The organism is Streptomyces sp. KM273126, assembly GCF_004337435.2.
In the GTDB taxonomy this organism is placed as follows: domain Bacteria; phylum Actinomycetota; class Actinomycetes; order Streptomycetales; family Streptomycetaceae; genus Streptomyces; species Streptomyces acidicola.
On the sequence record NZ_SJXB02000001.1, the window covers coordinates 7,164,270 to 7,189,705 of the forward strand.

Annotated in this window: 18 protein-coding genes and 1 pseudogene; 8 read left to right on the forward strand and 11 right to left on the reverse strand. The window is 67.0% G+C overall.

The genetic code is table 11. The annotated features are described in order from the left end of the window. Window positions 1–3: 3 nt before the first annotated feature. On the reverse strand, window positions 4–1,245 hold the full coding sequence (locus E0500_RS30320; protein WP_131560189.1) for an IS110 family transposase: 1,242 nt from the start codon (window positions 1,243–1,245) through the stop codon (window positions 4–6). Between the two features lie 357 nt (window positions 1,246–1,602). Here E0500_RS30320 and E0500_RS30325 point away from each other — a divergent pair. Beyond that, a pseudogene (locus E0500_RS30325) lies at window positions 1,603–1,863 on the forward strand (IS5/IS1182 family transposase); the annotation flags it as partial. A 13-nt stretch (window positions 1,864–1,876) separates the two neighbouring features. On the opposite strand, the gene E0500_RS30330 reads toward E0500_RS30325, so the two are convergent. The 7 genes from E0500_RS30330 to E0500_RS30360 all read right to left on the reverse strand — a co-directional run bounded on the left by E0500_RS30330 (window position 1,877) and on the right by E0500_RS30360 (window position 5,886). After that, on the reverse strand, window positions 1,877–2,518 hold the full coding sequence (locus E0500_RS30330; RefSeq protein WP_131560191.1) for a LysE family translocator: 642 nt from the start codon (window positions 2,516–2,518) through the stop codon (window positions 1,877–1,879). Window positions 2,519–2,630: 112 nt separating this feature from the next. After that, window positions 2,631–2,963 (reverse strand): YnfA family protein, encoded by a 333-nt coding sequence (locus E0500_RS30335; RefSeq protein WP_131560193.1) that lies wholly within the window; start codon window positions 2,961–2,963, stop codon window positions 2,631–2,633. A gap of 34 nt (window positions 2,964–2,997) precedes the next feature. Beyond that, window positions 2,998–3,759, reverse strand: a complete 762-nt coding sequence (locus tag E0500_RS30340; protein ID WP_131560195.1) for a MerR family transcriptional regulator — start codon at window positions 3,757–3,759, stop codon at window positions 2,998–3,000. A gap of 107 nt (window positions 3,760–3,866) precedes the next feature. Next, window positions 3,867–4,088, reverse strand: coding sequence for a hypothetical protein (locus E0500_RS30345; protein WP_131560197.1), 222 nt, complete (start codon window positions 4,086–4,088; stop codon window positions 3,867–3,869). A gap of 86 nt (window positions 4,089–4,174) precedes the next feature. Then, on the reverse strand, window positions 4,175–4,570 hold the full coding sequence (locus tag E0500_RS30350) for a MerR family DNA-binding protein (RefSeq protein WP_165934879.1): 396 nt from the start codon (window positions 4,568–4,570) through the stop codon (window positions 4,175–4,177). An 8-nt stretch (window positions 4,571–4,578) separates the two neighbouring features. Next, window positions 4,579–4,899, reverse strand: a complete 321-nt coding sequence (gene fdxA, locus E0500_RS30355) for a ferredoxin (protein WP_131560201.1) — start codon at window positions 4,897–4,899, stop codon at window positions 4,579–4,581. Between the two features lie 240 nt (window positions 4,900–5,139). Further along, on the reverse strand, window positions 5,140–5,886 hold the full coding sequence (locus E0500_RS30360; protein WP_131560203.1) for a class I SAM-dependent methyltransferase: 747 nt from the start codon (window positions 5,884–5,886) through the stop codon (window positions 5,140–5,142). 299 nt (window positions 5,887–6,185) lie between these two features. Between E0500_RS30360 and E0500_RS30365 the strand changes: the two genes are divergently transcribed. Next, window positions 6,186–6,650, forward strand: coding sequence for a MerR family transcriptional regulator (locus tag E0500_RS30365; RefSeq protein WP_131560205.1), 465 nt, complete (start codon window positions 6,186–6,188; stop codon window positions 6,648–6,650). A gap of 165 nt (window positions 6,651–6,815) precedes the next feature. Here E0500_RS30365 and E0500_RS30370 read toward each other — a convergent pair whose 3' ends face one another. Next, on the reverse strand, window positions 6,816–6,959 hold the full coding sequence (locus E0500_RS30370; RefSeq protein WP_165934880.1) for a hypothetical protein: 144 nt from the start codon (window positions 6,957–6,959) through the stop codon (window positions 6,816–6,818). Between the two features lie 257 nt (window positions 6,960–7,216). Here E0500_RS30370 and E0500_RS30375 point away from each other — a divergent pair, with 257 nt between their 5' ends. The 4 genes from E0500_RS30375 (at window position 7,217) to E0500_RS30390 (ending at window position 11,480) form a co-directional block, all read left to right on the forward strand. Next, a complete protein-coding gene (locus E0500_RS30375; RefSeq protein WP_165934881.1) occupies window positions 7,217–8,569 on the forward strand; it encodes an APC family permease in 1,353 nt (450 codons plus the stop codon). A gap of 25 nt (window positions 8,570–8,594) precedes the next feature. Then, window positions 8,595–9,284 carry an organomercurial lyase gene (gene merB, locus E0500_RS30380; protein WP_165934882.1) on the forward strand — a complete coding sequence of 230 codons (690 nt, stop codon included), beginning with the start codon at window positions 8,595–8,597 and terminating at the stop codon, window positions 9,282–9,284. A gap of 209 nt (window positions 9,285–9,493) precedes the next feature. Further along, the gene (gene ahcY / locus E0500_RS30385; protein WP_131560234.1) at window positions 9,494–10,957 is read left to right on the forward strand and encodes an adenosylhomocysteinase; all 1,464 of its coding nucleotides are present in this window, start codon (window positions 9,494–9,496) and stop codon (window positions 10,955–10,957) included. A gap of 91 nt (window positions 10,958–11,048) precedes the next feature. Then, entirely contained in the window at window positions 11,049–11,480 is a 432-nt protein-coding gene (locus tag E0500_RS30390; protein WP_131560236.1) for a MerR family transcriptional regulator, read from the forward strand. A 73-nt stretch (window positions 11,481–11,553) separates the two neighbouring features. On the opposite strand, the gene E0500_RS30395 is transcribed toward E0500_RS30390, so the two are convergent. Further along, complete coding sequence (locus E0500_RS30395; RefSeq protein ID WP_165934883.1) at window positions 11,554–13,050, reverse strand: MFS transporter; 1,497 nt, start codon at window positions 13,048–13,050, stop codon at window positions 11,554–11,556. A 217-nt stretch (window positions 13,051–13,267) separates the two neighbouring features. Further along, window positions 13,268–15,787, reverse strand: coding sequence for a cation-translocating P-type ATPase (locus E0500_RS30400; RefSeq protein ID WP_181587196.1), 2,520 nt, complete (start codon window positions 15,785–15,787; stop codon window positions 13,268–13,270). 302 nt (window positions 15,788–16,089) lie between these two features. On the opposite strand from E0500_RS30400, the gene E0500_RS30405 reads away from it, so the two are divergent. Together E0500_RS30405 and E0500_RS30410 are read left to right on the forward strand one after the other, a co-directional pair. After that, the gene (locus E0500_RS30405) at window positions 16,090–23,760 is read left to right on the forward strand and encodes a non-ribosomal peptide synthetase (RefSeq protein ID WP_165934884.1); all 7,671 of its coding nucleotides are present in this window, start codon (window positions 16,090–16,092) and stop codon (window positions 23,758–23,760) included. 19 nt (window positions 23,761–23,779) lie between these two features. Beyond that, a complete protein-coding gene (locus tag E0500_RS30410; protein WP_131560219.1) occupies window positions 23,780–25,435 on the forward strand; it encodes an AMP-binding protein in 1,656 nt (551 codons plus the stop codon). The last annotated feature ends 1 nt before the right edge of the window (window position 25,436 follow it).

The following is a 25,436-nucleotide window of genomic DNA, read 5'->3' on the forward strand; positions in this document are numbered from 1 at the left end:
GGGTCAAGCAGCTGTTGCGAGCGATGGCAGTGGCGGCGGGGCGAAGGCGACTGCTTCGTCGAACTTCTGGTGGGTGATCAGGCAGTGATGGAGCTGGCCGATCATGCGGTTGAACAGGTTGCGGAGGGCCGCGTGGTAGCGGTCGCCGGCTTCCCGTCTGCGGTTGTAGTGAGAATGGGCCCCGAGTGAAGCGGTGAGTGCGGCGAACGCCCAGTGCCGGCCGGCCGCGGCCAGGCGGCTGTTCTTGATCCGGCGGTGGCTGACGCGGCGGCTCTTGCCGGATTCCCTGGTCACCGGGGCGCTTCCGGCGTAGGCCTTCAGGTCTCGGGCCGTGTCGAACCGGGTGCGGTCGTCACCGATCTCCGCGAATATCCGAGCACCGGTGAGCACGGCAAGCCCGGGGAAGCTCGTGATGATCTCCGCGTCGGGATGCTGCAGAAAGAGCTCTTCGGTGTCGTGCGCCAGCTCGTCACAGGCCCGGCAGGCCGTCTCGAGCTGGGCGAGCAGTGCGCGCGTCTGATGCCCCATCGCCCTCTCGACCAAGGCTGGCTGGCGAAGCCGGGTCCGACGGAGCACGGGGAGGAGCCGATCGGTCTCGGCCTCGATCCGACGCCGACGGCCGGACCGCGTGACGGCGGCTCTGAGCCTGCTTCGGGTGAGCCGGGCGGCCTCGGCCGGAGTGGGCGCGATCGCCAGGATCGCGCGGGCTTCACGCGCCAGCAGCCGTTCCCGCTTCTCGGCGAACGCCTCGAGGATCGCCGGGTAGTACTCACGCAGGTGCGACCGGAGCCGGTTGTGGGCCCGGGTCCGGTCCCAGACCGCGTCCTGCTGGGCCCTGGCGAGGACGGCAATCGCCCTGGCCAGGTCAGAGTCGTCCGGCAACGGCCGATGCAGCTCGGCGTCGGTCCGCAGGATGTTCGCCAGGACAACGGCGTCCTGATGGTCGGATTTCTTGCCGGAGACGACGTGCCGGTCGCGGTAGCGTGCGACAGCCATCGGGTTGATCGCGTACACCCGGCGGCCAGAGGCCCGCAGACAGGCCACGAGAAGTCCGCGAGATGTCTCGATCGCGATGGGGATCGGATCGTCCGGACTGTCACCGTGCTCGGCGAGCAACCGAAGCAGGTCCTGGAAGCCCGCTGCGTCGTCGCCGATCCTGAGCTTGCCGAGCAGTCGAGCGTCCCGGTCGACCACGGCAATGTCGTGGTGATCTTCAGCCCAGTCGATTCCACAGGTCACATGCAACGCGCGCTCCTTTCAGGCTTCCCGGCCGGTCCGTGTCGGGCCGTGGCAGGGCCACCCGGCGACCTAATAGAAGCGCTCACGGGCGCACCACCCCATCAGCCATCCGTGGCCCCAGCAGTGTCCAGGGCCCTCGCTCTCGTGAAGAGCTCCACGGCTCCAGCTGATCGGGAGGTGTTCCTGGGAACGGCTCGAACCACGGCACGGTATGACGACCGAGCTCGAATCGGCAGAGGCCGGGCACGCGTCCCTCTTGTCGAAGCACTCCCAGGCGCTGCATACAGCCCAGACGTCTCGCCCGGCCTCTGCCAGGACTGACAACTGCCAATCCACAGTGCCTATTAGGCGTACGCGTCCCGGAAGAATCGTGCCTACCTGCGGCGACGCGGATTCCGCTGCACCATCCCGGTCAAGGCCGACCAGGCCCGTAACCGGCAGAAGCTCGGCTCGCGTGGCGGTCGGCCGCCTAAGTTCGATGCCGAGGACTACAAGGCTCGGCACGCGGTCGAGTGCGGCATTAATCGCCTCAAAAGGCATCGCGCCGTGGCAACTCGCTACGACAAGCTGGCAGTCCGCTACGAGGCGACCGTCCTCATCGCAGCCATCAACGAGTGGCTGTGAGGTTGGCCTACTCCTAGTCAGCGTGGCCATTGACAGCCACGGCCGCGCCCAGCCCGATCATGGCCAGCCCTCCAGCGCCACCGACCAGCGACATCCGCCTGGGGGAACGGCCGAACCAGGTACGTGCGGCAGATGCCGTCAACCCCCACAGACCATCAGAAATTAGAGCCAACAGGGCGCCGACCAGTCCCAGGAGCAGCATCTGGACGCTGGCGTGACCGGCCTCTCGGTCGACGAACTGGGGCAGCATCGCGGTGAGGAAAACGACGCTCTTCGGATTCGTCACTCCGACTATGAAACCCGCCCATACCGAGCCCCTACTGCTGGACGGTGCCGGGGTGAAACGTGCCGCTTGTGCCCGGATCTTCCAGCTTGCTCGCAGCGCCTTTACGCCGAGGTAGATGAGGTAAGCGGCTCCGGCCAGCTTGATCGCGTTGAAGACGACGACCGAGGTCTCGACCAGAGTGCCGACCCCCAGGGCGACGGCGATGACCAGCGCATATCCACCAAGTGCATTGCCCAACACCGAGGCCAGCGCCGTCCGGCGCCCATGGGCCAGGGCCCGACCGATGACGAACAGCACGCTCGGTCCTGGGATGGCGGACAAGAGAACGGACATGGTGCAGAAGGCCAGGAGCCGGTGAGGGTCGATCATGCGCGGGATCTTCTCCCACGCATGCCCTTGGGTACCAGAGCGACTTTCGACCTAGGTCACAAGGGGTGCGGGTGCCCGCTCGAACTGTCAAGACCCACTTTCGATACACGCCCTAGTCCCGGGGTGCGTACATGATGACGGCCATGCCGATGAGGCAGACAGCGGCTCCGATGAGGTCCCAGCGATCTGGCCGGTACCCGTCGGCGATTACACCCCAGGCCAGCGAGCCGGCAACGAACACGCCGCCGTACGCGGCGAGGATCCGGCCGAAGTCTGCGTCGGGCTGCAGCGTGGCGACGAAACCGTAGATGCCCAGGGCGATGACGCCCATGCCGACCCACACGGCTCCTTTGTGTTCCCGGACCCCTTGCCACACCAGCCAGGCGCCGCCGATCTCGAAGAGCGCGGCGAGGACGAACAACACGACGGAGCGGGCTACGAGCATGGCGGGGGCGTTCTCTTCTCTGGGCAGCGGGAGGTCAGGACGTTGGCGTGAACAACTCAGCCAGTATTGCCGCGCCTTCCTCGGGCGAGCGGACTTCCAGGTGCATCGAACTGCCATCGAGCTGGATGCGGAAGTCGTAGAAGGGGCAGCACTCTTGCTCCGCGACGGCGAGCTCGGTGAGAGTGGCTGCGTGTTCGATGGGCAGGGTGAGGCGCAGACCGTCGTCGATGGGTTCGGCTGTGCTGCCTGAAAGGAGTGCGTGCCAGCGCTTCGTGCGTTCGCCGAGCGACGAGTAGGTCAGGCTGCATGCCACGGGGGAGGCGCGCCATCGTGGGGTGTCCTCGGCGGGAGCCGTGGAGTCCTCGGTGTCCTGGGGGTGGCCCGGTTCCACACTGGTGAGGGCGTCGCATGCGGGGTCGCACGGGCCGGTCCGGGAGGGGAGTCCATCGAGCCGTTCGACTACGGTGCGCAGTGTCGTGATGAAGGTGCCCAAGCCGGTGATGTGCTGCTGGGCTTCTCCGATGCGTGTGTCCAGGCGCGTGCGCAGTTCTGTCTTGACGTCGACGCAGTCGCCGGCGTCTCGGATTGTCAGCAGGTCGGCGATTTCTTCAAGGGGCAGGCCGAGCTGCTTGGCCGTGGCGATGAAGGCAAGCCGTTCCACGGCATCCTCGCCGTAGAGCCGGTATCCGTGGGCGCTCCGGGTGGCCGGGAGGAGACCGATTTTCTCGTAGAACCGCAGTGTGCTGGGGCGCACGCCTGTGCGCTCGGCAAGCTGGGAGATCAGGATGGTGCTCACGAGACGAACCGTAGACCTTCAAGTCACCTTGAAGGTCAAATCCGGCTGCACCGAATCTCGCTCAGTGGTCCTGGCTGCACGCGGTAGCGATCAGCCGATATCTGGTGTTAGTCGGAATCACCGTGTGCCCGGTACTCCCGGTTGTCCCGGTGCCGGACGATCGCGAGGCAGGCCGAGAGTACGGCAAGGGCGATGGTGAAGAGGATGCGAGCGACAGCATCGTCCGCGCTCGTCGCAGTACAGGCGAGAGCGGCGCTGCCTGCAGTGGCGAGGAGCAGGATGACGATGACGCCGATACCGATGCCGGGGCGAGAGGCGCGTTTGGGCAAGATAGTTCGCCTTTGGCCGATGGTTCTCGGGTGGGCTCGTCTGCCGGGAAGGTTCTCGATGTATCGGTTCTGGATCGCGGGCTCATTCATGATCGACAACCCGGACCCTGCACGCGAACGGCGTGTGGGGAGGCTTCCTTGTGAAGGACCAGCAGTGCGCTCATTTCGTGCTGGAGCTCTTGAAGCAGTGCCATCTCGGCCTCCAGCTTGCCCAGATGCCGGCGCAGCACGGTCTCGGTCCTGGGGCTCGGCGAGCCGTCACGGACGGACAGAAGTTCGGTGATCTCGGCCAGGCTCAGGCCGAGGCGTTGAGCCGACCTGATGAACCGCAGGCGGTCCAGAACGGCCTCGTCGAAGCGGCGATGGCTTCCTCGTGCTCTGTTGTGTGCGGTGAGTAGCCCCAAGCGGTGGTAGTAGCGCACTGCGCTTGCGCTGAGGTCGGAACGGGCGGCGACTTCGGCGACCGTCAGGAGGTGTGTCACGACTGTGTTCACTCACCTTGGGGAGGAAGGTCCTTGATCCACTGAGGGTCCGCACCGACCTCACCCAGCCGGGAGGCTCCACCGGGCGAGCCGATGGTCACGAAGAACTCCTCGTTCGCCTTGATGTAGCCCTTCCACTCCTCGGGCACATCGTCCTCGTAGAAGATGGCTTCAACCGGGCAGACGGGCTCGCACGCCCCGCAGTCGACGCACTCGTCGGGGTGGATGTACAGCATCCTCTCGCCCTCGTAGATGCAGTCCACGGGGCATTCCTCGACGCACGCCCTGTCCTTCACGTCGACACAGGGCTCAGCGATGATGTAAGTCACGGGTCGTCCTTTGCAACCGGCTGGTCGATCAGAAGAGGGCGGCGGACGCGGACATCAATGTCCGCGTCCGCCGGGCGCAACGTTTCATCGGCCTTGGGGCCAGGCTGGCCTGGCTTCACGAACTGCTGCATCTGTGTGCCTGGGCACGGGAGTTGGTCCCGCGACCGTCGCGAGCCGCCAGGCAAGACCACGCCTTCAAGGGCGTCGTCATCGGGGCCTGCCTGGCGCATCAAGCCGCGCTCAGCAGCCGCAGCCGGAGTCCTCGCTGTCGGCCTTGCCCGCACTGACCTTCACGCCCGCCTTGGCCGGGGCACTCTCCTTGGCCAGCGCACCCTCCCGCTTGACGGCCCGGCCGATGGCCATCGCCTCGATGAACTGCCAGGCCCCCGGCATCTTGGTCTCGTTGAGGTCGGCGATCTCCAGGGAGGAGTCGGCCAGCGTGTCGAGGGTGGGCCGGTTGCAGTGGCACTCGTTGCCGAACCAGTACCAGCCGAGCTGCACTATGTCCTGGCGGCGTGCGATCTTCGGGTCGCGGTTGCGGACGTGCTCCAGGAACAGGTACTGACCGCCCGGCTTGAGGACCCGCTCGATCTCCTTCAAGGCGACGTCAGGGGCAGGCACGGTGCAGAGGATCATTGCCGCTGCCACGGTGTCGAAGCTGTTGTCGGGAAACGGCAGACGCTCCGCGCCGGCTACCGTCAGCTGGATGCGCCGAGGGTTGTCGCGGACCTTCTCCTCAAGCTTGGCCACCATCGGGGGGTAGGGCTCGGTGAGGATCAACTCCTCGACGGCGTCCGGGTAGTGCGGCAGGTTCAGGCCGGTTCCGGTGCCGAGCTCGATCGTACGGCCGTACGCGGGTGCCAGCATCTCGGCGCGCTTCTCCGCCAGACCGTGCTTCTCCACGTGGGACAGGAACTTGTCGTACATCCCTGCGAAGACATACTTGCCCCATGTTGCGTTGTAGGCCTTCTTCAGAAGGTTAGCCACGTCTCTCCCTCAGAGCAGTTACTTTTGCTCCCCCATTCGGGAAGCCTTTAAACCGGGCGCGTGTCGATGCGTTGCCGTGCGCACTTTCGAGGGCCTAGCCAGTACCTCGAGAGGTCATGTCCATATGTTGTTCGCCGTGAAGGCGGGTACTTTCGCGTGCCGCGCGAAACGCCCTTTACTCATGAGCGGGGCAAGGCGGCTGTTGTCCTTTCTGTCTGGAGCTGAGGCCTGGATGGCTGCTCTCTCGAACGGTAGTGTGGCCGTTGAAGTCAGCTTCAAGTCAACACCACGGGGGAGTCATGGACGACGCGCTGCTGTCGATAAGCGAGGTTTCGAGAAGGGCGGGTATAGCCACTTCGGCCTTGCGGTACTACGAGCGATGTAGCTTGATCCCGGAGGGCGCGAAGGTCGCCGGCAGGCGGCACTATCCGCCCGCTGTCCTGCACCGACTCTCGGCGATCAAGATCTGCCAGAGGATCGGGTTCAGCCTCGCCGAGATCTCCGACTTGCTGCAGGGTGCAGGGGTCGGCGGCAGCGTGTGGCGCAGCGTCGCCAGGGCCCGCCGTTCCGAGGTCGAACGCGAGATCGCAGACCTGAACGCTCTGCTCCAGCTGATCGACCAGACTCTGGACTGCGACTGCCGGACGCTGTGCGACTGCCCGCACATGAGGCCGGACGGTCATGTGCAGGCCGGTGACCGGGGCGCCCGCCCGGACGCCTGCTGCGAGTTGGAGTCCTGGCCCTCCCAGATGTCAGGGCTGTGACGGCACCTGCGGCCCGACGCTCCCGCGGGTGGGGGTGTCGGGTCCGCGGGAAGCGTCACTTCTGTCCCGGATTCGCAAGGCGTTCCCTTTGCTAAGCCATGCCCACACGAAGGGGTTTTTGCCTTTCTTTTAGGTTAACCGGAATGCAGGGTCCCTTTTGCGCTCTCAACCCTGGGTGCATGCATGTTCTTTTCGGCCATCACTTTTCAGCCAGGCGGAAATATGGTTGCGCAGCCGGTCGCCGTGGTCTAACTTCTGCACCGTCGAGCGCTGCCACCCCGTGAAGCATTTACGGATTGCCAGGGTCATCGTTCTTACGGTTCGGTGACTCGAATCACTCATTGCCGTTTCCGTGCAGAGTGAGTGCGCTGCTTTCTTCCGTGCCTGTTCCAGAATCATCGCTGCCCAACAGTTGACGGCCTGCGGCCGTCCATCTCGGCTGGAGCAATGAATTGATCGGAAACAGCTCTGAAACAGTGCTGCCCAAACGACCGGACGGACCTGCTGCCAGCACGGAGACACAAATGTTTCCGGGCCGCAGCGCCCTGCCCATTACCTCCTCGTGGATGACCGCGGTCCTGGTCGCCACGGGCGGCTCGCTCATGGTCGTGGTGTCCCTTGGAGCCATGGCCGCAGAGCTCGGCAACGTGTCGATCTGGGTATGGATCGCCACCGCCGCCGTGGGAGGCGCACAGTGTCTGCTGATCGCCGAACTCGCGGCTCGCTTTCCTGAACGGGCAGGCGGCACCGCGCAGTTCGCCTACCGCGTCCGAGCACAGGGCTCCCCGACAATGGGAGCCCTGTCGGCCTGGTGTTACTGGTTCGCCTGGACACCAGGCATCGCGGTCAACCTCGTCCTCGCGGCGACCTTCCTCAGGGACCAGTGGCTGCCGGGCGTCTCTCCCGTCGTGCTGGCGCTCGCCATCGCCGCGGTTCTCTACTTCGTCACCGCCCTGGGGTTGAAGCTGTCCACCTTGATCAACGCGGTGCTGGCCCTCGTCGCCGTCGCCGTCGTCCTGGTGATCGTCCTGAGCCCCGTCACCCGCCCCCACGCCGCGGACTTCTCGCAGGTGTTCCCCTCGGTCCTGCCCGATGACGCCGGAGCCGACAGCCTGGGAGCACACCTGGCACTCATCGCGAAGTGGAGCTTCGTCGCCACCTGGTCCTCCTATGCCGCGGAGATGGCCTCCACGGTGTGCGCGGAGATCAGGCAGCCCGAGCGCACCATGAAACGGGTCATGTCGACCTCCGCCATTATCTGCTTCGTCGCCTTCGCCGCCGTGCCGATCGCGATGTTCGCGCTCTCGGGCGTCAAGGGCGTCCAGGAGGACCCCTTCGACGTCTTTGCCCACGCCGGCCAGGTGCTCCTGGGCCCCACAGGCGAAATCTTCGTCCAGCTGGGTCTGACGGCTGTCCTCATCCTCGGAGCCGAGACCTTCATCATCGGTTCGTCCAGGACCATCTACCAGATGGCACAGGACGGCCACCTCCCCGCTACCTTCGGAAAGATCAACAAGCGCGGAGCGCCGGTCGGCTCTATCGCCTGGGACGCGGTGGTCATCGGACTGCTCTTGATCGTCTTCGGCACCCACGTGGTGGATGTGGTGGCCGCCGCGAACTTCGGCTACATGGCCGTGTTCGTCCTCATGCCCATCGCCTATCTCGTCCTGCGCAAGCACCCGGCCGGCCGGGTCGGCAGCATCCGACTGGGCAGGTACGCCCGCCCCCTGGCCGTGGCCCTCTGCGCCGTGAACGCGGTGCTGCTGGTCTTCGGCGGAGCGCAGTGGGGCGGCTCCGTCATGCTTATCGGCCTGTGCGTCAGCCTCGTGATCGTGCCGATCTCCTTCTTCACCCGTCGGCGGCGCGCTAAGACCGCACCATCCGCATCACCGGAGGCCGAGCTTGTCCCCCGACCGTAGACCGCACAGTCCAGGGGAGACTGCTGTGCCCGACCACACCTTGTCCTTCAGCGCCCTGCTCCCTGAGGGGATCGATGCAGTCGCCCGAGGCGGGATCGCCCGCAGCCAGGCACGCCTGCCCCCGGCCTTGCGCGCCGTCCATCAGGGCCTGCTGCGTCAATTCCTCAACCAGGGAGAGGGGCCCACGGCCGCATCCGTCGCAGACCTCGCCCGACAGCACGGCCTCGACCCCGATGCTTCCCTCACGGCGCTCGCCGCCGCGGACCTCGTGCACCTCAACTCCGCCGGGAACCAGGTCGAGATCGCCTATCCGCTGTCTGCCGTGCCCTCCCAGCACCGGGTGGACATCCACAACGGCCCCTCGCTGACCGCCATGTGCGCGATCGACGCGCTGGGCGTTCCGCTCATGTCCAATGCCGCCGCCACGATCGTCTCCCACACTCCCAGTACCGGCCAGCAGATCCAGGTGACCCGAGAGCGCGACGGCCACTGGCACTGGGAGCCGGCCACCACTGTGGTCGTGCTTGCCACCGCCACCTGCACCGGGCGGATCGCCTACGCCTGCCAGCACACCGAGTTCCACGCTGCACACGAGGAAGCAGAGAAGTATCTGACGGGGAGTGCGCTACAGCAGGGCCTGGTCCTGACCCAGGACCAGGCCCTCACCGTCGCCAAGACGGAGTTCGGCCCCCTCCTTAGACCGGACAGCCGCTGACCCCAGCGCCCAAGTGCCCGCCCAGCGAGCGCCCCCGGGGCCGATCGGACCCCCCGGCCCTCCTGCGCCTTGATACAGACCAGCTGTCGGTCCGTCCGCCCTCGACGGTCTTCGGCCGCCCCAACTGGCCAACCTGCGCGCCGCAAGCGGCCGCCGGCCTCGACGAATACTGGAGATTCATCGTGTCGACCCTGTCCACCACACCTGCTCTGGACGACCCCCGCGCACAGTCCCTCAACGGGATCGACTTCGCGATCGCCGACCTTGCACTGGCCGAGTTCGGCCGCAAGGAGATCCGGCTCGCCGAGTTCGAGATGCCGGGCCTGATGGCCCTGCGCGCCGAGTACGCCGACTCCCAGCCCCTGAGGGGAGCCCGCATCTCGGGCTCCCTTCACATGACCATCCAGACGGCCGTCCTCATAGAGACCCTGGTCGCTCTGGGCGCAGAGGTGCGCTGGGCTTCCTGCAACATCTTCTCCACGCAGGACCACGCCGCGGCGGCCGTTGTCGTCGGCCCCGACGGGACGCCCGAAATACCCAGCGGTGTACCGGTGTTCGCATGGAAGGGCGAGTCTCTGCAGCGGTACTGGTGGTGCACCGACAAGATGCTGACCTGGCCCGACGGACAGGGCGCGAACCTGATTCTCGACGACGGCGGTGATGCGACGATGCTGATCCACAAGGGCGCTGAGTACGAGCTCCTCGGGCGGGTCCCCCACGCAAAGGAGACGGACTCCGAGGAGTGGGCCGTCGTCCTGGACCTGCTCCAGGCCTCGTTGAAGGCCGCGCCCGACAAGTGGACGACGATCGCGTCACGGATCCTGGGGGTGACGGAAGAGACCACCACAGGTGTCATGCGTCTGGACCGGATGGCGGCCGACGGAGAGTTGCTCTGGCCGGCCATCAACGTCAACGACTCCGTGACCAAGTCCAAATTCGACAACAAGTACGGCATCCGTCACTCTCTCATCGACGGCATCAACCGGGGAACCGATGTCCTGATCGGTGGCAAGGTCGCCGTCGTCTGCGGATACGGCGACGTCGGGAAGGGAGCCGCGGAGTCGCTGTCCGGCCAAGGCGCCCGCGTGGTGGTGACCGAGATCGATCCCATCTGCGCCCTGCAGGCCGTGATGGACGGCTACCAGGTGGCCCGGCTCGAGTCCGTACTGCCGAGCGCCGACATCGTGATCACGACCACGGGCAACAAGAACGTCGTCATGGCCGAGGACATGGCGCATATGAAACACCAGGCAATCCTCGGCAACATCGGACACTTCGACAACGAGCTGGACATGGCGGGCCTGGCCCAGTACGAAGGGGTCCGCAAAATCAACATCAAGCCCCAGGTCGACGAGTGGGTCTTCCCGGACGGGCACTCGGTCATCGTGCTGTCCGAGGGGCGCCTGCTCAATCTCGGCAATGCCACAGGGCATCCGAGCTTCGTCATGTCCAACAGCTTCTCCAACCAGGTGATCGCTCAAATCGAGCTGTTCACCAGGCACGCCGAGTACGGACGAGGCGTTTACCGGCTCGCCAAGCACCTCGACGAAAAGGTCGCGGCGATCCACCTCGAGGCACTCGGCGGCGAGCTCACCACGCTCACGAAGGAACAGGCCGACTACATCGGTGTGGAGGTCCAAGGGCCGTTCAAGCCCGAGCTCTACCGCTACTGACGGACGTCGAGTAGCTGGGTCGGCTCGGAGGCCGGTCCAGCGGTGTTCGCCTATACATGAACTCAAGGGGGAGGACGTAGAATTGAAGATCATGAATTCGACAACGCGAGGGCAACAAGGCCTGTCTGTCGCGGCGTTGGCCCGTGTGGCTGGGACCACCACGGACACCATCCGGTACTACGAGCGGCTGGGTCTCCTGCCCAAGGCCCCGCGTAACGGTGCCGGCTATCGGCGCTATGGAAGCGACGCGATCGACCGCATGAAGTTCATCCAGGGCACCCAGCGGCTCGGCTTGAAGCTGAGTGACATCGCTGAACTGCTCAGCATCCGGGACACCGGCACCTGTCCCTGCGGTGACGCTGCCGTGGTGCTGCGTAAACGGATGGACGAGGTCCATACCGAGGTTGAACGGCTCTCCACTCTCTACGGCCAGCTGGCGAAGATGGTGGAGCAGCTGCCCAGCCAGGAGTGCCCGGATCCGGCCCCCGGCGTGTGGAAGCCACAAACGGCCGAGTCGGCCTGAAGGCGTGGTGGCAGCCAGCCTGGAATGCCGTCGGCTGCCACCGCGCCCCCAACTCCGCGTGTCCAGAGCCTGGTTAGGACTTGCCTCCCAGCGCGCTCTCGTGCAGATCGCTGCGCCGGATGAGAGTGAAGACCAGTACTGCACCCACCGCCGCGACCAGAGCACAGATGCGGACCACTTCGGTGAGACTGTCCACGTAGGCGGTGCGGGCCGCCGCGTTCGCGGCATCGAGCATGGACTGCGGCACCAGCCCGCTCAGGTCGCTCGCTGTTCCGGTAGCTACTTCGTTGGCTACGGAGTCAGCTCGGTCGCCCAGCTGCTGGCCGACGGCGGAGTTGGTGAATGCTGATACGACGCACTGCTGGAACAGGGCGCCGAAGCCCGAGACGCCCAGGGCGACACCGGCTTGCTGGAACGTCTGGCCCACCCCGGAAGCCATGCCGCCTCGAGCGGGGCCCACGATGCCGACGGTGACCGCCGCGCGGGGCGGATTGAACATCCCCATGCCCATCCCGGTCACGATCAGGCTGGGGAGCAGGGCGGTCCAGTCGCTGGAAGGATGCACGAGGGTGACCAGCCCCAGCCCGACGGCAATCAGCGCGATGGCCGTGCCGAGGAGGAGCCCCGGCGAGACGGCGCTGCCGAATCGCCCGGTCAAAAGGGCCACCACGAACAGGGTGAGGGTCATAGGCAGGAAGCGCAGTCCCGTCTCCCACGCTGAGTAGCCCAGGGCGTTTTGCATGTAGGAGATGAGGAGGAAGACCGAGGCGAGGCTGGCCGCGTTGTTGAGGAAGGTGCCCCAGGCGACGCCGTTGAACGAGCGGATCCGGAACAGTGAGAGATCCAGCATGGCCGCCTGGCCCTTGTTCTGCTGGATCGCAGCGAAGAGCGCGAGCAGGGCGATGCCGATCCCGAACGCGAACAGGATCGGCGGGCAGTCCCAGCCCATCGAATTGCCGGCCATGAGCCCGAACAGCAGCAGAGCCAGCGCCAGCCCGAAGGTCGTCATGCCGGCCCAGTCGATGCCGCGGGAGTCAGGATCACGGGACTCGCGCAGCTTGCGCACCGTGGGCAGCAGCGCGAGGACACCGATTGGGACATTGACCAGGAAGATCCACCGCCAGCTCAGCGACGTGGTCAACGAGCCGCCGATCAGCGGTCCGAACGCGAACGCCAAGCCACCGACTCCACCCCACACACCAAAGGCGGCCCCGCGTGCACGGGCGCCGCGGAACTCCTGCCCGATAAGCGCGAGTCCGACGGAGAACAGCATCGCGGCGCCCACGCCCTGGACACCGCGGGCGAGGTTGAGCATCAACGGATCCACCGCGAGACCGGCAGCCAGCGAGGAGAAGGTGAAGACCATCAGCCCGAGCGTGAAGATCCGCTTGCGCCCGACCTGGTCCGCGAGCGATCCGCTGGACAGCAGAAATGCGGCCATGGACAGGGTGTAAGCAGCAATCACCCACTGCTGCTCAGCGAAGGTCGCGCCCAGCGCCTCGCGCAGACTGGGCAGTCCGACGTTGACGACGGTCACGTCGAGCAACAGCATGAACGTGGTGACACACACGACGGTCAAGGTCCACCCGCGGACATGTGAGGGACTGCCGGCCCCGTCACGCGTCACGTCCCCTTGACGAGCCGTATCAGTTGACATCTCGTTATCTCCTCGTCGGGCAGGCGTCCACCGGAGTGTCGCCGTTGAACCTGGCTTCAAGTCAACGCCGCGGGCTAAGTAGGAGCCCGACCACCGGGGGATAGCGGCCGGACTCCTGGTCAGGAGGGGTTCACACCCGCCGGTCGGACGTGGCCGTGCTGTTCACCGACACCGACGAGCAGCCGCATCCACCGTCGGCGGAGCAACTGTCCGCTTCGACTGTCACCTGGGCGGGCAGCACGGTCTCAGGCTCCTGCGTCCCACAGCCAGGACCGCACCCGCACCCGCCGTCCGATCCGGAGACGCTCTGTACCTTCAGCGACTCAATCTGGGAGAGCGGCAGGACCGAGCTCTGCGTGCCGCAGCCGCAGTCGTCCTCGGCGGCGGCAGATCCCCCCGTGGCCGCGGCAGGCTTCGCAGTGGCGACGGAGGAAACCTTGGAGGCGGAGGACGTGATGGAGCCGGCAGCCCGCAGCGACGAGTGCAGCCGCAGGAGCCGCAGCCCGTTCGCGATGATCACAAGGGCCCAGGCCTCGTTGATCAGCACGCCCTGGGTGAGGGTGAACCTTCCGCTGACCGCCGAGATCACCAGGAACAGAATGACGGCCAGGGACAAGGCGATGTTCTGTGCGATGACCCGGCTCGCCCGGCGCGCCAGCGCGACAGCGTAGGGAAGCTTGTTGAGGTCGTCGGCCATCAGCGCGACGTCGGCCATCTCCAGCGCCACGTCGGTGCCGGCCGCGCCCATGACGATTGCCACGTCAGCTGTGGCCAGTGCCGGAGCGTCGTTGACGCCGTCACCCACCATGGCCGTGATGCCGGACTGCTTGATCGAGGCGACCGCCGTGCTCTTCTCGTCGGGCATCAGCTGGGCCCGCACGCTCTCGATGCCCACCCGGTTGGCGATCGCCCTAGCGACCCGCTCACGGTCGCCCGTGAGCATCGTGGTGTGGGTGATGCCGACCTGTCGCAGGGACTTCAGCGCGGTCACCGACTCCGGACGCAGTTCGTCGGCGACGCCCAGCAGCCCGACAAGGTGACCGTCCACGGTGACGGCGACGGGAGTTCCGCCGGCATCCTCGACCGCGTCCAGCGCCGCCTGCGCGGCGGGGTTGCTGCTGAGGTCGCCGACCCTGCCGACCACCACCATCGCACCGTCGACGACGGACTGGGCGCCGACACCGGGGATGACCTCGACATCGGAGGCCGGGGTGACGGTGATCCCGCGGTCCCTCGCCGCCCGTACGATCGCCTCGGCGATCGGGTGGGTGGCTCCGGCCTCCACAGCGGCCGACAGCGTCAACAGCTCGTTCTCGTCGAGAGAATCGAGCGCATGCACCTGCAGGAGAGTGGGCCGGCCGAGCGTCAGCGTGCCGGTCTTGTCAAAGGCCACGGCCTCCAACTTGGACAGCTGCTCCAGATACGCGCCCCCCTTGATCAGCACGCCGTCCCGGGCCGCCCGTGCCACCGCCGAGACGACACTGACCGGGACCGACAGCACCAGGGAGCACGAGCAGGACACGATGAGCACGACCAGTGCCCGGTACAGAGCGTCGGTGTAGGAGATGTCGAACACCTGCGGGCCGAACGCGGCCATGAGCACCGCCAGGGCGATCATGATCGGGGTGTAGATCGTGGCGAACTTGTCGGCGAACCGCTGTGCCTGACCTCGGTTCTGCTGGGCCTCCTCCACCTCCTTGATGACCCGGGCCAGCACCGTGTCCTCGAACGGCTTGGCGACCTGTATCCGCAGCGCCGCGTGTCCGTTCAGAGTGCCGCCGTACACCTCGGCGCCCGGCTCGACTTCCACGGGCATGGACTCACCCGTGATCGCGGATGCGTCGATCCACGACGCGCCCTGGACGACGGTGCCGTCGGTGGGCAGCCGCGAGCTCGGACGGACCAGGACCACGTCCCCGACCTTGAGCTGCTCGACCTCGACCTGCTCGACGGTGCCGTCGGAGGCGAACCGTTCTGCCATCGCAGGGCTGAGGTCCATCAGCTTCTGGATGGACTTGCGGGCCCGGTCCGCGACATAGCTTTCCAGGACCACGCCGAGCGAGAAGATCACCACAACGCAGGCGGCTTCGGTCGCCCTGTCCAGTGCCAGCGCGCCGATGACCGCGACGACGAGGAGGACATTGATGGATACCCGCTTGGCCTTGAGCATCATCACGGCGGTGCGCGCGGGATAGATGATGCCGACCGCCACACAGGCGTACGCGAAGATCTCAGCGACCGACTCGTACTGGGCGTAGCAGCCGAACGACTCGACAAAGATGAGGAGCACGGCCGCGATCTCAAGCAAGATCATTTCTGGGCGCAGCCACCAGCGGGAGCGCTTGGTGGCCTGCGCGGCCGACTTGTCGGTGCCGATGGCGTGCTCGGGCTCAAGGACCAGGCCGGACGCGTTCGCTGTCCGCAGCAGCACGTCGTCATCCAGCGTTTTCGACGCCTCGACCACGAGGGTTCCCGTGGCAGACAGCACGCGCACATCACGTACGCCGGGAACACGGCGCAGCGCTGTCAGGTCACTGGCGCATTCGACGCAGCCGGATATCACACGGTAGCGGCGCGCTCCGACTTCGGATTCGGGCGGGACAGTCATGTTGCCGCTGGTAGAGGCGGCGAACTCGTTCACCTTGGTCACCTGCCTGTTGGTGGAGAACTGAGCTAACGGGCCGAGCGTAAGGTTTGGAGTCAGGTCCAAGGTCAACCCCTTGAGCGCCCCCAATTTCGCTGCAGAGAAAGGTGCCCTGGCCGCTCGTGAGGACCCATTCGGAACGGGCTTGACTTAAAGCCCAGTTCAACGGCAAGACTCGCGCCCTGGCAGCAGCCCTCCGGCACCAGCCGTATGCGGCAGCGCCGATCACACGAGTCGTTTCGCACCTCATGGGCGGCGTTCATTCAGCAGGTTTGGCTCCTCGGCCTGGCCTCGGAGGGGGAATGGAAATGGACGATTCTTCGGAGTCTTCGATCGAGCGCGCCGTCGAGACGATGGCCCTGGGAGTCGAGTCGAACGGGCCAGCGGAGGACCGCCGCGCCTACATCTGCGTAGGCCTCATCGACCTGCTGTCGACGATCACGGGAGTGCCTGCCTCTGACATCCCGGAGGAGGCCCCTCTCACGGTCGAGTCGCTCCAGGCGACCGCGCTCCGCACCGTCCTCGACGCAGCCTTCGACGTGCAGGTGCCCCTGTCCACGCTGACCGCCGGCGCCTGCGTTCCCGACCTCACCGAGCTCCTCCTTGCCGCCGCACCGAACAACCACAGCCACCGCGTGCCGGAGGCTCAGGCCGACCCCGCGGCCAGCTGTGAACCGTTCGACCTTACCGACGTCCAGCAGGCATACCTGCACGGCCGGGACTCCGGTCACGAGCTCGGCAACGTGGACGCCTCCTTCTACGTCGAGCTGGACACCGCAGACCTGGACATCGACCATTTCGAGCAGGCGATGCGCGCGGCGATCGCCTGCCACGACATGCTTCGCGTGGTCATCCGCGAGGACGGCCGCCAGCAGGTCCTGTCCAAGGTGCCCGACTTCGTCATCGGCAGGGAAGATCTCTCATCGCTGTCCGCCGACGACCAGCAAGCCACGCTTGAGGCGCTGCGCACCGAGGCGACCGCGAAGCGGCGCGACGTCACCCAGTGGCCACTCTTCGACCTGCACGCCACGCGGCTCGACGACCGCAGGACCCTGCTGCGCTTCGGGATCGACCTCCTCATCTGCGACGGCGCTTCGTTCGCGGTGCTCGTCGAAGAACTCGCCGACCGTTACGAGAACCCCGGGCGGCAGTGGCCGGTGCCCCACCTGACCTTCCGGGACTACCAGCGCGCTGTCACCGGACCTGAACACGAGGGCAAGGAGGAAGAAGCACGCGCCTACTGGGCGGAGCGACTCGACAGCCTGCCTGCGGCCCCCTTACTGCCGCTGGCAGGCCCGTTGGCGGCTATCGACACCCCCCGCTTCCACCGCCGTCACCATGCATTGTCCGCACTGCAGTGGCAGAGCTTCAAGACCCGCGCCGCCGCGCGGGGACTCACCCCCTCAGCTGCGCTGGCCGCCGCCTATTCCGATGTCCTCGCCCGCTGGTCGCAGTCTCCCGACTTCACCATCAACGTGACCGTGAACAACCGCAAGCCCGTGCACGAGCAGGTCAAGCAGGTCATCGGAGACTTCACGACGCTCACGCTGCTGGACGTCCGCTCCGACGCCGGCAGGCCGTTCGCCGAACGGGTCGGCACTCTGCAGACGCAGCTGTGGCGAGACCTGGACCACAGCGAGTACAGCGGCATCCGCGTCATGCGTGAACTTGCGCGCCGGTCCGGTCCTGCATCGGCGATCGCCCCCGTGGTGTTCTCGACCTTCGTCGGCTCCGGATTCAGCGACGACTTCGACCCCGACTGGCTGCGCGGCATCCACTACACGCTGGCCCAGGCACCACAGCTCACTCTTGAGTGCCTGACGCTCGAATTCCGCGGCGAGTTGAACATCACCTGGGACTCCGTCGATGACGCATTTGCGCCCGGACTGCTCGACGACATGTTCACGGCCTACCAAGACCTCGTGCAGCAGCTGGCACAGAGCGACGCCGCGTGGGAGCAGCACGCAACCGTGCACCCCCCCGATCGTCAACTGGCCGCGCGGCAGCGGGCGAACGCGACCACGGCGGCAGCCCCCGACGCACTCCTGCATCGTCTGGGAACGGCGCTGACACGCCGCGGCAGCGAACCCGCAGTGATCACCGCGGACCGCACCCTCAGCTACGGCGACCTGGACCGCATGGCCTGCCGCCTCGGCCGCGCGCTGCGCAGGGCCGGAGCGGGCCCCAACCAGCTGGTCGCCGTCGTGATGGAGAAAGGCTGGGAGCAGGTCGTCGCCGCCCTGGCGATCCTCTACTCCGGCGCCGCCTACCTCCCCATCGACGCGACCCTTCCCCCCGACCGCATCCACCGCCTCCTGGCCCTGGGCGAGGTCGACATCGCCCTCGCCCAGACCTCGGTACACGACCGCCTGGACTGGCCCTCCGAGCTCACCGTCTTCGATGTCTCAGACCCCAGCCGCTGGTGGCACGAGATGGATGCACCCCTCGACGACGTGCAGAGCGCCACGGACCTCGCCTACGTCATCTTCACCTCGGGATCGACCGGCGAACCCAAGGGCGTCATGATCGACCACCGCGGGGCGGCCAACACCTGCTGGGACATCAACACCAAGCTCGGCGTCGGCCCCAACGACCGTGTGCTGGCGCTGTCGTCGCTCAGCTTCGATCTGTCCGTCTGGGACATCTTCGGAGTGCTCGCGGCGGGCGGAGCACTCGTGCTGCCCGAACCGGACGCCGGCCGCGACCCCCAACGTTGGGCGGAACTGGTCACGCACCACGACGTGACCATCTGGAACACCGTCCCCGCGCTCATGCAGATGTACACCACCTACGCCGAAGCACAGCCCTCCTACGACGCACTTGGGCCCCTGCGTCTGGTCCTCATGTCCGGCGACTGGATCGAGGTCTCGCTGGCGGACCGCATCCGGGCGCAGAAGGCCACCTCCATCGAGATCATCAGCATGGGCGGCGCGACGGAAGCATCCATCTGGTCCATCTACCACCCCATCACCACGCCCATCCCCGGCTGGAAGTCGGTCCCCTACGGCAAGCCGCTGGCCAACCAGTCCTTCCACGTCCTGGACGAGCACATGCGGCCCTGCCCGGACTGGGTGATGGGACGGCTCTTCATCGGCGGTGTCGGACTCGCCCTTGGCTACTGGCGCGATGCGCAGCGCACCAGCGAGCGGTTCGTCGTGAACCCGCACACCGGCGAGCGCCTGTACGACACCGGCGACCGCGGCCGCTACCACCCCGACGGGAACATCGAGTTCCTCGGCCGCGACGACGGCCAGGTCAAGGTGAACGGATACCGCATCGAGCTCGGGGAGATAGAGCACACACTCACCGAGCACCGCGACGTCAAGCAGGCGGTCGCCGTCACCGAGGGCAACAAACTCCTGGCGTTCGTCACGACACAGGCTGAAAACTCCAACCAGCTCGACGAAGCACGGGCGCAGGTCGCCGCCTGGCAACAGATCTTCGACTCGCTGCGCAGCGAGGCGTCAGAACAAACCGCCGGATGGGCCGACAGCTTCACCGGACAGATGATCTCCGAGCAGGACATGGCCGACTGGGCCGACATCACCGCGCGCCGCGTCCTCGCGCACCGCCCGCGCCGTGTCCTGGAGATCGGGTGCGGAGCCGGGCTGATCGCCACCCGTCTTCTGCCCGAGTGCGTGGAGTACATGGGGACCGACCTGTCCGCGCGGACCCTAGACGACCTGGCCCAGCGCCTCGAACAGGACGGCACCTCGGACAAGGCCACCCTGCTGCACCGGGAAGCCACGGACCTCGAAGGAGTGCCACGCCAGCACTTCGACTGCGTAGTCATCAACTCCGTTGCTCAGTACTTCCCTTCAGCCGACTACCTCCTGGACACCGTGCGCAACGCCCTGTCCACGCTGCGGCCTGGCGGCATGATCTACCTCGGCGACGTCCGCGACCTGCGCCAACTGCGCCCCTTCCATCTCGCGGTCGAGCGCGCACAGGCTGGCCCGCAGGACGTGGTCCGCGACCTGGTCTGGCGCCTGGAACAGCGCGAGCTGACCGAGGCCGAACTGGTCGTTGCCCCCCACCTCTTCTGGACCGAACTGGGCAGGCCCGTCGCGGTTCTCCCGCGGCCGGGAAACCCGAACACCGAAATGGCGGACTACCGCTACGACGTCGTGGTGTTCAACAATGCACGCGCGACCGCGCCGCTTGCCGCCACGCTGGTCTGGGATGGCGGCGTGCAGACGATGCCGGAACTCGAGCAGACGCTCAGTTGCCAGCTTCCGTCGGTCTGTCTGCAAGGCGTGCTCAACGCGCGGCTTCAGCACGCCGCCGCCTGGGCAGCGCAACTGCGCGATCCGGCGTCGGCCAACCTGCCGCTCGCCGAATTCGACAGCATGGTGTGGCCAGAGGCCGAGGCGAACCGATGTCTCATGCCCGCGACGCTTCTCAACCTGGCGCAGCGGCACGGCTACGCCTGCGAGTTCTTCTACCGCCCGCAGGCAGCACCCGGCACGTTCGACGCAGTGTTCACCCTGACTCCGCACGATGCCGAAAGCGCAGTCTGCGCCTACGCGTTCACCCTCCCCGCACCCACCGAGGCGGACGTCACCTCCAACGCCCCGCTCCGTGCGCGGCAGGTGGCCACCCTCCCGTCCCGGCTCATCCAACACACGCGCAAGACGCTCCCTTCCTACATGGTGCCCAGCGATGTCTTCGTGCTGGCCGGGCTGCCCCTCACCGCGAACGGCAAGGTCGACGTTGCCCGACTCCACGACGCCGCCGCCCGCAACCGCAAGCAGCCCAACACGCTGGACGCCGCGGAACCCGCAGACATCGTCGAGCAGACACTGGCCACCGCCTGGCAGCAGATCCTCGGCCTGACAGGGGTGTCAGTCCACGACGACTTCTTCAAGATCGGCGGCGACTCCCTGCTCGCCGTGCAGCTGAGCCGAGCGGTCGGCGACGCCGGCATCGCCGTCACGGTTGCCGAGGTGTTCGCGCACCCCACGATCGCGGAACTGGCCAGCCTCGTACGCCAACGCCAGCCCCGCCACGACGCACTCCTGGAACCGGCCGAGCTTCCCCAGGTCGTGGCGGCGCCCCAGGAGCGGTTCACCCCGTTCCCCCTCACCGATCTGCAACAGGCGTACCTGCTGGGGCGCAACGGCTTCTTCGACCTGGGCAACGTCGCAGCCTCCTTCTACGTCGAGGTGGACGCGCCCGAGTTCGACCCGGAACAACTGTCCGCCGCCCTCGAGGGCATGGTCCACCGGCACGACATGCTGCGTGCCGTCATCGGGCAGGACGGCCAGTGGCATGTGCAGGCAGAGACAGCGCCATTCCCCGTGCCCGTGACCGACCTGCGCCACCACACCCCAGCCGAGGCAGAAACCGAACTCGCAACGATCCGCCGCGAGTGCAGCGGCAAGATATTCGACCCCGGACAGCTCCCGCTGTTCGACGTCCGGGTCAGCCAACTCCACGCATCCAGCCGCCTCCACATCAGCCTGGACCTGCTGATCGCAGACGGCGGGACCGTCGCGGTGTTCCTCACCGAACTCGCAGCACGCTACGCAGCACCCGACCGCCGCTGGCTGGAACTCGAGCTGACGTTCCGGGACTACCAAGGCGCCGTGCAGCAGGCGGAGAACAGCCCCCGCTACCAGCGCGCCCGCGACTACTGGGCGACACGCGCCATCGACCTGCCGCCGGCCCCCCGCCTTCCCTTGGCCGCCGACCCGGCAGACATCGCCGAACCCACCTTCACACGGCGCACCCACCGCCTGCCCACCGACACCTGGCAAGCCCTGCGCGACCGCGCCAGCCAGCACGGAGTCACCCCCTCCGCCGCCCTCGCCACGGCCTACGCCGAGACACTCAACGCATGGTCCGACGGCGACCCGTTCACCTTGAACGTCACCGTGAACAAGCGGCTGCCGGTCCACGACCAGATCGCCGACGTCATCGGAGACTTCACCGCCATCAGCCTGCTGGAGGTGTCCACCGACCCGGTGGCAGGCTTCGCCGACCGCGCCAAAACGATCCAGGCACAGCTAGCCAGGGATCTCGACCACAACGAGTTCACCGGGATCAAAGTGCTCCGGGAGATCGCACGGCTGCACGGCCCCGATCGCGCAACGATCCCGGTGGTCTTCACCAGCGCCCTCGACTCCGCCGGCGCAGACTTCGGACAGGCGGTCAGCGGCCTCGGCACGATGGTGGACAGCATCGTGCACACCCCGCAGGTCCATATCGACCACCAGGTGTTCGAGTACGACGGAGAGCTCGTACTGAACTGGGACTCGATCGACGAACTCTTCCACGCAGACGACATGGACCGGCTGTTCCACCTGTACATCGGCCTGGTGACCCGCCTGGCCGGGGACGAATCCGCGTGGCAGAGCGCAGCCCTGCGCCCCGCCGAACCCCGCAACCTTGAGCAGGCCGGCCCCCTTCCCCTCTCGGCCGTCGCCACAGACACCTCCCCGTCCTCGGCGACGACCGACGCCGTACAACGGACCCTCATCCGGATCTGGGGCGAAGTGCTGGGCATCGAAACCGTGCCCACCACCACGGAGTTCACCCGACTCGGCGGCGACTCCCTGCTGGCCATGCAGGTCATCGCCCGGGCCGCGGCCGCCGGACTCGAGATCTCCCCCCGGACCTTCTTCGCCAACCAGACCATCGCCCTGCTCGCCACCGTCGCACGGCCGGCCGAGCCCGGCTCCCGAGCGCTCCACGAGGGCGACATCGCCCTCCTGCCCCGCCAACAGATCCTGCTCGAGGAGTGGAAGCACCCCGAAGAGCACAACTACGTCCTGCTCTTCGACATCGCCGAGCCGCTGGACCGCACCGCCCTCAGGGTGGCGCTGCGCACCTTGCTGAAGCACCACGAAGCGCTCCGCCTCTCGCTCACCGCGGGGGAGTGCGGACACACCGGCCACCTCACGGCGATGGACCAGCTCGACATCCCGCTCACCTGGGTCGACCTCGCCGAAGACTCGGAGGAGACCGTCGCACAGACCGTCACCGACGTCAGCCTTCGGCTGCAGTCCTCGATCGACATCGGCGCCGCCCCGCTCCTGCGCGTCGCAGCACTCCAACAGGAGCACCGCCAGCGGCTGCTCATGGTCATCAACCAGCTGATCTGCGACAACTACGCCTGCCGGATCCTGTGCGAGGACCTCATCTCCGCCTACCACCAGGTCACCGAGACCGGAGAGGCCGTCCTAGCCCCGTCGGACTCCCTGACCGCATGGGCCGAACTCGTGCGCTCCCGAGCCGACCACCCCGAGATCCAGGCCGAACTCACCCACTGGCGGGCCGTGGAACCCGCCCCCGACCCGCTACCGCTGGAGGACCCCCTGCCGGCCGAGCCGGCACTCATCGCACTCGACGCAGAAGCCAGTGCCGCACTCGCCGAGACAACAGCCGTCCCCGACACCCTGCTCGCCGCCGTCGCCCGTGTGATCGCCCGACGTACCGGCGCCACGACGGTCCGCATGGACATCGACTCCCACGGCCGCGATATCCCCTCCGACGCACTGAACCCGGCTCGTATCGTCGGCCGACTGGCCACCCGCTGGCCACTGGACGTCCCGGCGCTGCCCGACCCGCCCCTCCACGAGGCGGCCGCCGCCGTCGCCAGCGCACGCCGCCAAGTCCCGGCCGCCGGAAACCACTACGAACTGCTCGCCACGCTCGGCAACGCCCCCGAGATCCGCGTCGCCCCCGCACCCGTGCTCTTCAACTACCTCGGCCACTCGGACGCGCTGTGGGAACGCCTGGGCCTGTCGCTCAGCCCGGACCACCCGGGACTGCTGCCGAACCCCGATCCGCAAAGCCGTCGCCTGGAGTTCCTCGCTGGCTTCTTCTCCGACCGCCTCATCCTGGCCTGCCTGTCCGGGACACCCGACCTGCTCCACGAGATCGGCTCCGACATCACCGTCGGGCTCCTCGGCCGCACCGCGCCCCTGGCGGTCCCGGCAGACCTCGACGTACTGCGGCACTGGCTTGCCCACTGAAAGAGGAGTAGACCACCCCATGACAGACCAGTCGATCACCGAACGCCTGGCCTCCCAGCCCCACGACCGGCCTCTGATCGTCCTGGACGACGAACTGCGACCCGCCGTGCTCCCCTTGGGAGAGTTGCGTGCACGCGCCGAGATCATCGCAGGCACACTGCACCACACCTACGGCGTCGGGCCCGGTCATCGCGTATGCGTGCTCGGCCGCACGTCCCTGGACTTGATCGCCACACTGTTCGGGATCTGGCGAGCCGGCGCGGCCGTCACCGTCCTGCCGTTCCCGCGTGGGGGAGACGCCACCGAGCTGCAGGAGCTGGCCCAGCGCAGGGTGACGGCGGCGCAGGGCTCGGTGGTCGTGACCGATCCGCAGGTGGCAGACGCCCTCCAGGGCAAGATCTCGGTGCCCGTGACCGACTTTGCGTCCCTGGCCCTGAGTAAGCCCGGCAAGCCGCTTCCGCTGCCCAGCGCGGATGACACGGCGCTGCTGCAGTTCACCTCCGGCACGACCGCCCACCCGCGGGCGGTGGCCGTCACCCAGGGCCAGATCATCGCCAACTCCCACGAGTGTTTTGCCGCCGGAGGCATGACCCCAGGAGACGTCTTCGTCTCCTGGCTGCCGCTCTTCCACGACATGGGCATCATCTTCCTGACCGGTGCGATAGCCCACGGGTACACCGCCTGCACGATGGCCACGCAGACGTTCAGCGCCCGGCCGGGAGCCTGGCTCGAAGCGATCGCGACGTACCGGGCAGCGGCCACCGTCGCGCCCAACTTCGCCTACGGGCTGGCCAACCGCTATCTCACCCTGCGCCGCAACGGCTATGACCTGTCCTCACTGCGCTATGCCGTGAACGGCGCCGAGCCCATCGACGCAGACGCGCTGCGGCAGTTCACCACGACCGCGTCCAAGTACGGCATGCCGCACACGGCGATGGCTCCCTCCTACGGTCTTGCCGAGGCCACGCTGGCGGTCACCCTGGGCCACCACGACGAGACCTATCGCAGCGTCACCGTCGACCGGGCCGCCCTCGAAGAGGGAGAAGCACGCGAAGTACCGGGCACGTCCTCCGGCCGGACGTTCGTGGACTGCGGTACGCCGATCAACCGTACGAGCGTCACCATCACCGACGACACGGGCCTGCCGCTCGCTGACGGCCGCATCGGCTCGATCCGCGTCCAGGGGCCGGGCGTGGTCGACCAGTACTGGACAGCCGACGGCAGTCCCCACCCGACCCCCCTGCTGGACGAGTCGGGACGACTCGTCACGGGAGACCTCGGCTTCCGTCTTGACGGACGCCTCTACGTCTGCGGACGCCAGAAAGACATGATCATCGTGGCGGGGCGAAACCTATACCCCGAGGACTTCGAGTTCGCGACAGAGAAAATCAACGGCATTCGTCTGGGTAACGTCATGGCCTTCTCACTCCCGTCTACCGAGAGCATGATCGTCGTGGCCGAGACCAGCCTCGTCGGAACGCCAGCTGCCGAGCTCGCCCACACCGTGCGAGAGACCCTCTCCCAGGAGCTCTCCTACACACCCCACGATGTCGTACTGGTCTCACCGAAATCGCTGCCCAAGACAACCTCCGGCAAGCGGCAGCGCGGCCAGTGCCGAAACCAGTACGAGACCAACCAACTCGCCGTGCGCGCCAGCACGCTCGTGGTGAAGTAGC